The organism is Herbidospora yilanensis (assembly GCF_001570565.1).
Lineage (GTDB): Bacteria > Actinomycetota > Actinomycetes > Streptosporangiales > Streptosporangiaceae > Herbidospora > Herbidospora yilanensis.
The window spans coordinates 217924-231123 of the sequence record NZ_BBXE01000022.1 but is presented as its reverse complement, the minus strand read 5'-3'; the positions used below and the strand labels follow the sequence as shown (position 1 = coordinate 231123).

The window sequence follows — 13200 nt, the reverse complement described above, 5'->3', positions numbered from 1 at the left end:
CTTGAGTCGCGAACTCCCAGGTACACCACAGGGTTTGCTCATTCGCCGCCGAGCAGCTCGGCAGCGCGCAGCGACGTCGTCAGCTGTTCCTCAACGAGATCTCCCGCTCGGGGCGCTTTGATGGTCCCGTCCGCGTGAGGGTGCAGGCCGAGCAGAGCCGCCTGAAGCGGGTCGGCCAGCTGGGGCAAGTCGTCAATGACGCCCCGCAGGTAGTCGGCTGCCATGGTGAGGATGGCTGTGCCCCACTCCTCGAGCGCGTGCTCGCTCAGGTCGACGGTCTCACTGCCGTGATCGTCGACGAGCACGCCGTCCTGGCCCAGGATGTCGAGCAGGCCCTCAAGCTGGGGCTTGCCGTCGGCCAGCCGAATCTGACGGGTGACCGGATCGTAGGCCGCGCTCAGGCAGTGTTCACCTCGGCGCACCAACAGCTCTTCGATGCCGTCTTCCCACGTCGATCGCTCCAGCTTGTTCCACCCGGCGCTGGACAGCACGACTTCCACACAGTCCATGACGGGTTCGGAGTAGTGATCGATGCCGTGGGTCCCGTACATCCGCTCGTGGATCTCTCCGGCCGGACCGCCGCCCTGGTCTGCGACGCTCGCCACCTCCCCGATGGTGACGATCGAGGCGAGGAGCGCGGCAGCCTCCGGGAACTGGGTGTCAGGGCAGCCATCACGGTGACACCAGCCTTCTCCCGGGCACGAAAGGATCACCCGCCGCACTGAGGCGACCGTGTCCGTTCCGTCGGCGACGCGGGTGACGCACAGGAGGTAGCTGTGCAGGGGGCTGGGGCTGTCCGTCAGCCCTTCGATACCGTTGAGGGCGCCGCCGTACACGTACACGATCAAGCCGCTCTGGCCCTGACCCGCCCAGCCGGCGACAGCTGCCCGGGCGGTGACCAGCACGGGCACATCGAAGCTCGGGTCCCAGGCATTCAAGCGCCAGCGAGGGCTGAACCGCCAGTCGCCTGACGACTCCAGAGCCAGGGCGAGCGTCTCATCGTGCTGGTGGATGTCGTCGGTGACCGTCAGGCCTCCGAGGGTCACCGAAGTGGCCAGAAGTTCGCTCGCCACTCCCGCGTCCTGGGCGGCGGACAGCGGCTTCGCCTGCTCGGGTAACCACCAGCCCATACCTTCGGGGATCAGTGCCTCGTTGGCCTGAGCGTCAATCAGAACGGTTCTCCCCGGGCCTTTGCCACCGGTGAGGCCCAGGAACGCGCACAAGGCCGCTTCCCATTCTCCGATCCCGCCGGGCGGCATGGCCAGCTCCGGCCGGTCCCAGTCCTCGGCGGGCAGGAGAACCTCTACGCCGCCGAGCTCGGCGAGAGCGCTGATCGTGAGCGGCCGTTCAGGCTGGATCTCTGTCGGATCGGGTCGCGGCACCGGGATCGGTTTTCCACTCTGGGCGCGCTCGACTCAGCCCACTTCCCGGGTTGTCCTCTCGTGTTCCAGCTCAAGTATTCGCAACCGTCTCACTGCCGGGGACAAGCATTACGTGTCATTCCAGCACGCGGATCCGCTCGGTCTCCCTACCGTCCCAGCGATTGCGCTTGGCCGCCGCACGAGATCGCCCGGCCAACTCGCCGCTGAGGCGGGACCGCTCGATGCACCATTCAACCCATGCAGGCAGGACGTCCAAGGCGGCTTCCGCGTACTTCGTCTCATAGCTGTCGGTGAGGAGGATCACCGCGTGCTTGATCCGGTGTGGTGAGCAGGCGTAGTAGCCCGGGGGCGGGGTCATCGCCCATTCGTAGGCCAAGGTGGAGGCGTCCTGCCGGTCGGGCACGAGACCACCCCTCTTCCCCAGCCAGGTCATGAAGTCCTCGACAAGAACCGGGACATCGGGCAGTGAGCGGTCCCCGACGGCTGGTGGGCGGGTGAGCAGGGCCAGTGCCCGCTGACGCAGCCGGAACTGCTCCGCGGTGAACTCGGGTGATTCGAACTCCAGCAGCATGGCGCCGAAGGGGCCCGACGGAACCGCGGAGGTGAGCAGGCGTTCCGCCGTGGCCAGGTCGCATGAGGTGGGTTCGGCGGACGCGGCGGCCACACCGACGGCGGCGCGCCATTCGGTGACGGCCGCTTCGAGCGAGTCGTGGACCCCGGCGGCGACGGCGTTGTCGGTGCCGCATTGGTCGATGTCCCAGGAGTACCAGTGCCGGTCCTCCGTGCCCCAGGCGAAGGGGGCGATCAGGGCGAACCTCGACCCGTATCCGTCGGTGAGCATGACCGGGTCGCCGGCCGGTTGCGCCGGACCGGTGTCGACCGGCCCGGGCGGGGCCAGGCCTGCTCCCGCGATCGCGTCATGGGCGGTGGCGCACGCCCGGCGCACCGCCGTGGGGAGATCTGGCACCCCGGATGAGGTGGAGATGCTCGGTGTCATGGCGGCCAGGCCGTGGAGGAAGTGCCACAGGCCCTGCCACTCGGCCCCGCTCGCGACCGCGGCCCGCAGGTCGTCGGCGGCCCTGCCCGCCAGCGCGGCGAGCCAGTCGTCGTGGAAGAACCCCATCTCTTCGGTCTGCATGCGAGCCCAATATTCGGCGCCCACGATTGTCGCGGCGGCGTTCTCCCGTTCCAGAGGCGAATCCGCAGCGAGGGTCACGGCCGACCCGATGATGGCATCGTGCGAGGCCGGCCACCACGGAGCCGATTGGCCCGGCACCATCCTGGACAGCAGGTGCTGTCCGGCGCCCTGGCGTCCAACCGCGAGCTGCGCCGCCCGGCGCGCGGGATTCCCACTCAGCCGGTGACCGCCCGGCTTCCCTTTTCTCTTCTTCGCCACACCGGAACTTTAGACGTCGCATCGTGAAGCGGGCCGGAACTCGAAGTGCTTGAGCCCGCACTTCAATGTCCCCGGCCAGATGTCGGGAACGATTCGGCGGCACTTTCGCATGGGACGAGTCGGCCGTTGCAGGCGATCTGCTGGCTATTGTGGTCGACCGTGGCTCCCGACATCCCTCGCGCCCGCTTGGACGAATTGATCGCTGAAGCGACCGTCGACGCCTACAGCGAGGAGGAGCAGCGGAGCGCATTCGCCGCAGTCCTCCACGAAGAGATCGAAACGCCGTTCCAGACGACCGTGCTGGGCGTCCCCGTCACCGTAACCGCGATCACCGATGCGCCCGGAACCGGCATCGCCGCCGTCTGCCGCAGCGGGAAACACCGGCAGCTGATCGGCATCCTGGACCTGCCGCTGCCCGATCCTCCCCCTGCGGGAGCCGAATGGATCGCCGCCTACCGGCGCTGGAACAGGTGAGCACATGAGCGAATACCAGTACTACGAGTTCCTTGCCCTGGACCAGCCGTTGACCGACCGGCAGCAGGCCGAATTGCGAGAACTGTCGACCAGAGCGGAGATCACGGCCACCAGCTTCACCAACGACTACCAGTGGGGCGATTTCAAAGGCGACCCGAACGTACTGATGGAGCGCTACTACGACGCCCATCTCCACTACGCCGACTGGGGCACCCGCCGCCTCATGCTCCGCCTCCCGGCCTCACTGCTCGATCTGGCCACCGCCGAGCGATACTTCGTGGACGAGCGGGTGCACGGGTGGACCTCCGACGATCACGTGATCATCGAAATGGTCAGTGAAGAGGAAGAGGAGAGCTGGGAACTCGACCTCGACCTCGAACACGTGTTGTCCTCCCTGGTCGGAATCCGCGCCGAACTGGCCGCGGGCGACCTGCGCCCGCTGTATCTGGCGTGGCTGTCGGCCTACGGCGCCTGGGAGCGCGACGAGGACGCCTTCGACTACGACGAGGAGGACGAGCCCGAGCCTCCCGTCCCAGCCGGCCTCGGCGCGCTGACCGCCGCCCAGCGCACGCTGGCCGAATTCCTGCGGCTGGACGACCTCCTGCTGATGGTGGCCTCGCAGGCCAGCCCGGAGGCGCCCGCCACCGTCGACAACGGCGACCGGGCCGCGCTGAGCGCATGGATAAAAGCACTGCCCGAGGCCCGCAAGGACTCCCTGCTGCTGCGCGTGGCCACCGGACAGGCGGCACGCGTGGAGTTGGAGTTACGGCGGGAGTTCGCCGGTCCCGCCGCCACCGCCGACGGGCCGCACCGCACGGTCGGGCAGCTACTGGACGCCGCCGACCGGATGCGACAGGACCGCGACCGCCAGGAGGCCGCTTTGCGGGAGGCCGAACGAGAGCGGCGGGAACAGCGGCGCGCACAAGCTCACGAACGCCGCCTCACCCAACTCGCCGAGGAAGGCGAGAAGGCCTGGACCCGAGTGGAGGCTTACATAGCCACCAAGAAGCCACGTGACTACGACCAAGCGGTCACCGTGCTCGACGACCTACGCGAACTGGCCTCCCGCGACAACCAGCCGGAAGAGTTCACCCTGCGGCTCACCCGCCTGCGGGAACGCCACCAGAAGAAACCCAGCCTGATCAAACGTCTCGACGACGCCGGATTGACGGGGAAATGATTCTGGCAGCCGGAGAAACGAGGGATCTACCTCCTCGACACCAACGTGGTAGCCGAGCTCACGACCAGGCCGAAACCCGACCCGAACGTCGTCGCCTGGTTCCGGGCGATCCCAACGCCGAACCTGAGATCGAAGCCGGCGTCACGGCCGTCAGCGATCCTGTGCGCAGAGCGCAATACGACCAGGCGCTGGCGCAGATCCGGATCGACTACCAGGGCCGGAACGCAGTGGACGGCGAACGGGAGCGGGGGCCTACCTCGCCATCCATAAGACCCTCAAGAGCGCCGGAACCCGCATCGACCCACCCGACGCGCTGATCAGCGCGACCGCGCTGGCCAACAACTGGACATTGGCCAGCCGTAACACCCGGCACCTGGCCCGAACCGGCGCCCATGTCGAGAATCCATGGGAGGAACGTTCCGCGTAGGAAATCCCAATAGCGGTTCGGTAAAGCCCGGCCGTATGGCCGATGGTTGCTCGGCGGCTGAGTTTCCGCACCCCACAGGGCACTGGCAGCGAAGGCTTCCTTTCAGTCGAGAATGAGCGCAAGCACGGCCTTGGCCGCCGCGGGCTCGACGACCGCCAACTCCGGCAGCACATCCGGCCAGCGGCCGTCCGCAAGGATCTTCACCATCAGGCCGCGGACGAAGGAGCGTACCTCGCGCCGTTCAGGGTCGGGTGGCGTTCCAAGCAGCGCGCGGATCAGATCGATGTCGGTCACCATGCCGCTCTTCTCTGCGAGGATGAATCGCGCCACCTCGACCGCTGTCTCCGGGGCAGCGGAAGCGAGCGCGAGGATCCACGCAAACATGTGGGGATTCGGAGACACGTAGGAGAAGGTTCCCCCCGGCGGATTCACGGCCTCCGGGTTGGCTGCGCCAATGGCCGCGAGCCGCCGGAGCGCTCGGTGCCAGGCCTCCTCACCAGGCGGGACATGCCGCTCATCCAGTAGGTGCGTAACATGTTCGGGGGCAAAGCGGAGCAGCGCGGCGGATCTGATCAGTCGCTCGCAGATCGGCTCGATCCGCCGGGGCGCGTAGATGCCGATGATCCCCTCGTCCGCCGCCGCGAGCAGGGCCAGAGCGCGATCTGCTTGCTCCGGTGGAAGTTCGGCCGTTACCTTCACAACGTCCGCGAACTGATCGAGGTTCATCGGGAGGCGCGACGGGCGGACCGCACTGACCGCCATCTCGGCCAGGGCATCCGCCTGCATGGGTTCGGTTCGGGCCAGGACGGCAGACATCCGGGCGGCGTCCCTCGCTGAGACGACCAGACCGTCCTGGGTCCGCAGGATCGTGTGCACCAGCCGCGTGGCTTCCTCGGGTTCAGTTGATGAACAGGCCGTGGCGAGATCGAGCAGCAGCCGTACATCGCCATCGGCCTCCCGCTCGGCCTCCTGTATCCAGCCCAGCCGGGCCAACGCGATGACGAGGGGAGCTCGCCGTCGCTCCCGGACGGATACTTGCTGGGCGGCGAGCTCGGCCCGTACGCCCAGCCGATCGGCTGATGACGAATGGAGACCGACGACGGTGAGGGCAAGCCGCGCCAGGACCCCTGCGTCGGACACGGTGTTCGGGGCTGCAGCGGCGAGGTCCACCAGTGCGTCGCGGTGCTCGGGAAGATTCGCTGGGTCGTTGGCGAAGATCGCGGCCAGCACGTCAGCCCGGGTGTTCGGGTCGAACGCGTCCGGCCGCAGGAGCCTACGTGCCTCGTACACTCCAACTTCCCGCGTCAGGACGGCGGCCAGCCGGGACCAGCTTCTGCGATCATGGAAGGCGGCCGAATCGTTAGGCAGGGCGGCGCGGCGCGCTGCCAGAGCAGCGGAACCCCGCGGCGGATCGTGCGCGGCGAGCAGCGCGAGCACTGTAAGATCCGCCTCTGCCGAGTCGGGGCGATCCGTCAGCCGGAACTCGAGGTCGTCAAGGAAGCGTCCCGCCTCGTCTTCGAGTGCGAGGATCGACCCCAGGAAGAGGTACTCCGCCGCCGAGGCGATCGTCTCCTGCGGCCAGACCCCCCAGGGCTCCTTGATCAACCGATGTGGTGGTGCACCGGTCGGATAGCCACGAAAGAAGTCGGTGTCGAGGACCGCTATTCTCAGCAATCCCCGGGTGTTGAGGGGCGGCAGCGTGTCGAAGAGCTCCCATGCCCGGTGAACCCGGCGCAGCCGTCCGGCGGCGGCAGCCCGATCATTCACCGCCGGCGGCTCGGTCCCCGGATCGCCCATCGCACAGCTCCGCAGCGCCTCGTCCAGGGTGCGTTCTGCGTCGCCTGAACCGAGTCGTACTTCGTAGAGCGCCGCCCACACGAAAACCAATTCCTCGGTGAAGCTGGACCGCGCAAGTTCCTCAGCTCCGTCGTACCGGCCCGCGGCGACGAGCGCCCGCCCGTATCGGGCCAGATCCCGTCCGCTGAGGTACTCGGCCATGCGGGCGGCCCTTGACAGCTCGCCGAGTCCCACCCAGACCGCCGACAACTCGCCGGGGACGCGCGCGCCGCGCTCGGTCAGACGGCTCCACTCGACAGATAGGACCGCGTGCGGGACCAGGCTCGACTCGTCGGAGAGGGCCTGCTTGGCGGCGGCCACCTCGGCGAGGGACTCGTGGTCGGTGCGGGTGAGGGCGAGCATGCGCTCGTGACGGGCGCGGTCGGTGGCCAAGCCGAGGAGGCGATCGCGATCGCCGGAGGCGGCAACCAAGCGGCCGTAGGGCGCGAAGAGGTACGCGGGTGTGTCGTCCGGCCAGCCCGCGTCGCGGTAGCGGTCGGCCCAGCGGTGGAGTCGGGCGCGGAAGGACGGCAGGTCGGCGGCGAGGGTCCGCTCGGCGACCCTGCGGAGGGTTTCGTGGGCGAACAGATAAACCTCGGCCTGTCCTCGGTGAGAGCGCGAGCCGAGGCTGCGGCCGAACGCGCTCTCGATGCGCCAGCCGATCTCGGACGGGCGGACACCAGTGAGCTCCGCCAGGTCGGTAGCGGTCAGGCCGCCGACGCTCGCTGTGATCAGACCGGCAATGTCATAGCCGGTGTCATCGCCCTGGAGCATGTCTTTGAGCTCCTCGCGGGCGGCCACTTCCAAATCTCGCGCGAAGGGTGAGGGGGCGAGGTGGTGAACCCGGCAGGAACGGAGCGGATGGTCGCTCGGGACATCGCCTGGAATTCCGGGATGCGGACGGCTCAGGACGAGCACGCGAAGATTGTCGGGCGGCCGGGGCGGCAGCAGCCGAGCGATGCTGGGCTTGGTACCACTGTCCTCGTCCAGCCCGTCGATGATCATGAGCAGGCGCTGGCCACGTTCGGCGCAACGGGCGGCGGCCTTCTCCGCCAGGAAGGGGAGCGGGTTGCCGACGGCGGGAACGGATCGTTCGGCGATTTCCGCGAGCTGCATGCTCATTGCGGCGGTGTAGGCGGCGGCGTCGGACTGCCCGGCCAGCCGCGCGGTCACAAAAAACGACGCGACCCGCAGACCACTCGGCTCCTGAAGCGCGAACGTCGAGGCCAAGGCCGTCTTTCCTGACCAGGGACCCGCCTGCCACCACTGGTAGGGCTCCCTGCCCGAGCAGAACTCGAGCAGCGCGGTCAGTTCTTCACTCCGTTCCAGCAGTTCCCGTGGCGCAATCGAACGGACCTCGGCCCAGTGCACCTCCATCGCGTCCGTGATCGGCGACGACGACAAAACGCTTGTCAGCGCGGTCCGAGAGCCGGGTAGGCCGAGGGCAGCCCTCAGGTCGTCGGAGTCCGTCCCGTAGAGGGAGTCGAGGCGGGTTGCCTCCAGGCGGCCAGGCCCCTCGGCCGGGTGGTGGTCGGTGATCACCGCGATGAGCCGACCCGCCGAGAAGACCGGAGCACCCGACATGCCCTCCCACGGGGAGCGCTCGGCGTCCGGCGGCGGGACGTCCACCCGGATCTCCAGGGTGCCCGAACGACGGTTGGACAGGATCGGGACCGAGCCCGTGAAGTGGGCGAGGTCGCGGTAGCTCGATGCTTCGTCCTCGCGCAGCTTGAACCGCGGGAAGCCGAGGCCCTCACAGGCGACTACGGCGGCAACATCGCCCCACGTGCCTCCAACGCTGCCGTAGGACACGCCGGGCACGGCATCGGAACGGTCGATGGCCAAGACAGCCAAATCCAACGGCTCGTGCACGGCCAGGACGGTGGCGCCGACCGTCCACTCCGCAGGGGTGTCGGCCTCGCAGCGGACCCTGATCGTCGCGGCTTCGCGCGTCACATGGGCGGCCGTCAGGATGGCGGTGGTGCCGATCCGGTAGCCCGACCCTCGGCGACCCGTACCGTCGGGGAGGGTGACGATGATCTCGGCGGCGCGGGAGGCCGTGAGACCCTCACCGCTCATTCGGTTCGGCGGCGCCAGAGATCTCAGGGCGGCGGCCGGTGGCGGTGAGCTTGGGGTCCAGGGTCAGCTTGATGCGCTGGGTGGTGACGTCGCCGAGCTTCCCAGTGCCATTGGCCTCGACGACCCAGATCTTCACCTTGCCGCCTGCCGAGACCTCGCGGGTGACGGCAACGGTTACCTCTAGTTCGATCGGGCCGACGCCGAAGCGGAGCTCCTCGTCCGCGCCGTCGGCAAGTGCCCGGTTGAGTTCCGCCCGGAGCCCCATGACCACCTGCGCTAGTTCGATCATCCACCGTCCCCTATTCACGAGTTGGTAAAACTGTAGCGGCAGAATGGGCGTTTTAGTGGTAAAAGCCACAGCGGCGAAGCTGCTATCACACAGTCTGAGAACACAAGATAGAGTCCTGCTCCGGTGTCACCGGCCCTGTGGGGCACAAAACCCGAATATAGCCTCTGACCTGCGGTTATGTCCGCTTCATATATGCGGCCCGCCGGTACTGAGTGGTCAGACTGTCGAGTGCCTGTCGACGCTGCAGGCGGACCTGATCGAGGTCGCTGGGTGTAGCAGGGACATCTGATGGTTGAGGCGGCCGACGGTCTCGTGAGCGACGGGGGACGGTGCAGGTTGTAATGGCGTTCGTATGCCTGCAGGACTCTGTGGAGATGGCCTTCACCGTAGATCAGCAGCCGATCGGTGTATTCCTGTCGAACGGTGCCGACCCAGCGCTCGGCTATCGCGTTGGCCTTGTGGGTGCGAAAACCCGGATTCAGGCTCGGGTCTGCGGTCATTCACTCCGTCTATGTGGCTCTGTGCCTGCCGAAAATTCCATCCAATGCAGTTCAAGCGACATGTGAGTACTCGTGGAGGATTCCGTCCAGCCGGTCTCGCCGCCGGATGGCCAAGCTCGCGATCCGTTCCTGATCGATGATCGGATCCGGGACGGGACGCAGCGGGGCCGCCTGAGCGAGGGCTTGATGGGCGCGGTGCCGGTTGTAGAACTCTTCGTACTCGCGCAGAGCAGGCAGCGGTCGAGTAGTTCGCGGCGGCAGGACTGCACCCACCGTTCCATGATCGCGTTCATCCTCGGCATCCGGATACCGGTGAGCACGGTCTGAATGTCGGCCTGAGCCAGGATTTCGTCCATGAGCGCGGGGAACTTGCCGTCCCGGCCGCGGCCGGCCGCCAAGCACTCCTGGTGCTGGTCCATCTCCGTAAGGGCGAGACGTTCGCCCAGATGGCAGCGGGCTTCGGTGTGTCGGCGGCGACCGCCTGGCGGTATGTGCGGGAGGTCGTGAACCTGCTGTCGGCCCGCTCCCCGAAACTGGCCGCCGCGCTGCGCAAGGCCGGCAAGGACGGGCTGCGGCACCTGATCCTGGACGGCACCCTGATCCGTACCGACCGCGTGCGGGCCGACCGGCCGTACTACTCGGCCAAACATCGCACGCACGGGATGAACATCCAGGGCATCGCCGGTCCCGGCGGTGAGCTGGTGTGGACGTCGGGCGCCTTACCGGGTAAGACCCACGACCTGACGGCCGCCCGGATCTGGGGCATCCCCCGCCACCTGCGCACGGCCGGGATCTCACCCTGGCCGACAAGGCCTACCAGGGCATCCACAAGGAAGCGGCGGTGGTGATCACGCCGGACCAGGGCAAGGACAAACCCGAACCGCAGAAGGCGGCCAACCGGTCGCACGCCCGGCTACGCGGACCAGGCGAACGCGCGAACGCCCAGCTCAAAAGCTGGCGCATCCTGCACCGGTTACGGTGCGGCCCGTCCAAAGCCGGTCACCTGGTCAAAGCCGTCGCCGTCCTTCAAAACCACCGAGTCGCCCGAGGATGAAAAAGGCTCAGTGCACTCCAGCGCGCTGCGAAGATCTTCCCGCCATTGGTGGGCGCTGCGATTCACCCGGAGAAATACTGCTGTGGGGGGTGGTAATGGATGTGGGCTTCCTCGCGTCCGGCGTGTAGACGCACCCACCTCACGGCCTGTCTCGTGGCAAGCCTGACGCTTGGGCTTTCTTCGTGCGGCCCCGCAGTCTCCACCTCTGCCCCGCTCGGCGTTTCCATGCCACTCGCCGTGTCGACGCCAACCGGACGGCCCCCTTCACCGACGCCTACCCCCGGCATGAAAGGCATGCCCGTCGGAAATGGCCTGACCGCCCAGCAGGGTGGCTACGCCCTCAAATCGGCTATCGCCACCCTCCCGGCCGGCAAGAGGGCTCTCTACCGGTTCGCCATCACCGGCCCCGGTGGCAGGCCGGTCACCCGCTTCGCCCTTACGCAGACCATGCGGCTGCACTTCTACACCATCCGCTCGGACCTGACCGGCTTCCAGCACCTGCACCCTGTCATGGCCCGCGACGGCACCTGGACCGCTGATCTGGCCGCTCTGCGGCCCGGTCACTGGCGGATGTACACCCAGTTCACCCCGGACACCGGACCGGGCAGAGGTCAGGATTTCGTTCTCAGCCGCCCGGTCACCGTCCCCGGCACCGCTTCCACCACCGCCCTGCCGGCGGCCTCGTCGTCCACCACGGTCGACGGCTACGTCCTCACTCTTCACGGCGACCTGAGGGCCGGCCTGGCGAGCCCGCTCACCGTGACGGTCCGCAGGAACGGTGAACCGGTCACCGACCTGCGGCCCTACCTGGACACCTACGCCCACCTGACCGCATTTCACCAAGGTGACCAGGCTTTCGCCCACTTCCATCCGCGGAACAAGGTCACGGGTGATCACGGCGGGCCCACGCTGGAATTCATGACCGACCTGCCCACGTCCGGCAACTGGCGGTTGTTCCTGCAGTTCCAGACCGCCGACGTCCTCCATACGGCCGCGGTCACCCTGTACGTCGGCTGAGCGGGACTCGAAATAGGCAGGTCCTGACCTAAGTCCCCGCCCGGCCGCTCCTTCCGCGACGAAGAGTGGTGCTATCGGAGGTGGTCACGATGATGTACGGATACGGCATCGGCATGGGGTGGATGATCATTTTCAGTCTCGTCTGGCTCGTGCTGCTCGGTGCGGTCGTCTGGGCGGCCATCCGGCTCGCGCAGGGCTGGGGAGGCAAGGAGCGCGCACAGGAGCCGGCGGATACGCCGGAGGAGATCCTTGCGCGCAGGTTCGCCCGTGGCGAGATCGACGAGCCGACCTATGACGCGGCTCGGGAACGGCTCTCGGTCCGGCGATCACGATGAGGGCGGCGACGCGCGACCGTTGGTTCCCGCTCACGGTCCTGGTGGTCGCGCTGAGCCTCCTGCTCGGCTCCATCGTGTGGGTGGCCAACGGCATCACCGCGGGTCCCGGATGGGGCGGCGCGGCGCCGGGGGCGGGGCCGATCCGCGATGCGGGCGGTGCCTGGCGGGCGGCCCAGCGGGTCGCGAACGGGTGGGGACTGCGGGTCCACGAGGTCATGCAGTTCACCAACGGCTACTACGCCCAGCTCGTCGACGGTTCGGGCAGGGGCGCCACGGAGGTGCTCATCAATCCTGATGATGGGACCGTCCAGGTGGAGTGGGGTCCCGCGATGATGTGGAACACCCGCTTCGGGATGCACCCCGCCCGGCAGCAGGTCGCCGTCATCGGATCGCAGGAGGCGCGCGGGATCGCCGACCGGTGGCTCAACGAGAACGAACCCGGGCTCCGGGCTGGAGAGGCCGAGGCGTTCCCCGGTTACTTCACCCTTCACACGATGCGGAAAGGCGAGATCGTCGGCATGTTGTCGGTGCAGGCGTCCAGTGGAGCGGTGTGGTATCACACCTGGCACGGCCGGTTCGTGCGCATGCTCGAAGAGGGTGCCTCCGATCCGCACGGTCATGATCCCGGCGGGCGGAACGCGGCGAGCACGGTGGCCGCGATGTAGCCTCCCGCCTCTTCCGGAGCCAGCCGGGCGGCGTTGATCTCGTCGGCGGCGTGGTGCATGACGCTGTGCATCACGCCGACCAGCCATTCGGTGGGGAGGTCGTCGCGGAAGACCCCCTCGGCACGGCCACGCTCGACGAGTTTCTGCACGCGTTCCGCCGGGCCCGCGTGCAGGGTGCGGATCCGATCGGGTGAGAGCACACTCTGCGCGGCCTGCAGCAACGACCGGGAGCGGTCGACCAGTTGCCAGCTTGAGTCGATCAGCCGGGTGAGCGCCTCGCCGGGGTCGCCCGCCAGATCCACTTCGTCGAGGGAGGAACGTCCCTGTTCGATGGCGTGGGCGAGGGCCGCGTCGACCAGGTCGGCGCGGTTGGGGAAGTGGCCGTACACGGTGACGCGGCCGACCCCCGCGGCCTTGGCGATCTCGCTCACGCTGGCGTCCGGGTCGCGGCTCAGCGCCTCCACCGCCGCTTGGAGGATCACCGCGATGCTGCGCTGGGCGTCCGCGCGCCGGCCCGCCGTCTCTGCCATCCGACCTCCTTGTCGAACACCACTGTACGAGTTAGC

General features: G+C 68.0%; 11 protein-coding genes and 1 pseudogene. 7 read left to right on the top strand and 5 right to left on the bottom strand.

From position 1 onward, the window contains the following. Positions 1 to 38 precede the first annotated feature (38 nt). Both AW273_RS17325 and AW273_RS17320 read right to left on the bottom strand, forming a co-directional pair. The gene (locus AW273_RS17325; protein ID WP_062349354.1) at positions 39 to 1382 is read right to left on the bottom strand and encodes a hypothetical protein; all 1344 of its coding nucleotides are present in this window, start codon (positions 1380 to 1382) and stop codon (positions 39 to 41) included. 115 nt (positions 1383 to 1497) lie between these two features. Further along, positions 1498 to 2520, bottom strand: a complete 1023-nt coding sequence (locus AW273_RS17320) for a hypothetical protein (protein ID WP_062349353.1) — start codon at positions 2518 to 2520, stop codon at positions 1498 to 1500. A 417-nt stretch (positions 2521 to 2937) separates the two neighbouring features. On the opposite strand from AW273_RS17320, the gene AW273_RS17315 reads away from it, so the two are divergent. Both AW273_RS17315 and AW273_RS17310 read left to right on the top strand, forming a co-directional pair. Further along, entirely contained in the window at positions 2938 to 3252 is a 315-nt protein-coding gene (locus AW273_RS17315; protein WP_062349379.1) for a hypothetical protein, read from the top strand. A gap of 4 nt (positions 3253 to 3256) precedes the next feature. Beyond that, the gene (locus AW273_RS17310; RefSeq protein WP_062349352.1) at positions 3257 to 4432 is read left to right on the top strand and encodes a hypothetical protein; all 1176 of its coding nucleotides are present in this window, start codon (positions 3257 to 3259) and stop codon (positions 4430 to 4432) included. Between the two features lie 529 nt (positions 4433 to 4961). On the opposite strand, the gene AW273_RS17305 is transcribed toward AW273_RS17310, so the two are convergent. After that, positions 4962 to 8774, bottom strand: a complete 3813-nt coding sequence (locus tag AW273_RS17305; RefSeq protein WP_062349351.1) for a S1 family peptidase — start codon at positions 8772 to 8774, stop codon at positions 4962 to 4964. Beyond that, the gene (locus AW273_RS17300; protein WP_063909999.1) at positions 8764 to 9063 is read right to left on the bottom strand and encodes a trypco2 family protein; all 300 of its coding nucleotides are present in this window, start codon (positions 9061 to 9063) and stop codon (positions 8764 to 8766) included. Before AW273_RS17300 ends, AW273_RS17305 begins: the two co-directional genes overlap by 11 nt. A gap of 572 nt (positions 9064 to 9635) precedes the next feature. Here AW273_RS17300 and AW273_RS37260 point away from each other — a divergent pair. From AW273_RS37260 to AW273_RS17275, 5 genes and pseudogenes are all read left to right on the top strand, one after another. Further along, positions 9636 to 9890, top strand: coding sequence for a hypothetical protein (locus AW273_RS37260; protein ID WP_062349350.1), 255 nt, complete (start codon positions 9636 to 9638; stop codon positions 9888 to 9890). A 62-nt stretch (positions 9891 to 9952) separates the two neighbouring features. Beyond that, positions 9953 to 10617: pseudogene (locus AW273_RS38670) on the top strand (transposase family protein); the annotation flags it as partial. A 294-nt stretch (positions 10618 to 10911) separates the two neighbouring features. After that, positions 10912 to 11634: a DUF8832 domain-containing protein gene (locus AW273_RS17285; RefSeq protein ID WP_198168195.1), complete on the top strand. Its 723-nt coding sequence runs from the start codon at positions 10912 to 10914 to the stop codon at positions 11632 to 11634. Positions 11635 to 11723: 89 nt separating this feature from the next. Continuing rightward, positions 11724 to 11969, top strand: a complete 246-nt coding sequence (locus tag AW273_RS17280; RefSeq protein ID WP_062349378.1) for an SHOCT domain-containing protein — start codon at positions 11724 to 11726, stop codon at positions 11967 to 11969. Continuing rightward, on the top strand, positions 11966 to 12634 hold the full coding sequence (locus AW273_RS17275) for a hypothetical protein (protein ID WP_063909998.1): 669 nt from the start codon (positions 11966 to 11968) through the stop codon (positions 12632 to 12634). Before AW273_RS17280 ends, AW273_RS17275 begins: the two co-directional genes overlap by 4 nt. Here the strand turns inward: AW273_RS17275 and AW273_RS17270 are convergent. Beyond that, positions 12586 to 13164 (bottom strand): TetR/AcrR family transcriptional regulator, encoded by a 579-nt coding sequence (locus tag AW273_RS17270; RefSeq protein WP_062349347.1) that lies wholly within the window; start codon positions 13162 to 13164, stop codon positions 12586 to 12588. The two genes, AW273_RS17275 and AW273_RS17270, sit on opposite strands and share 49 nt — an antisense overlap. Between the last annotated feature and the right edge of the window lie 36 nt (positions 13165 to 13200).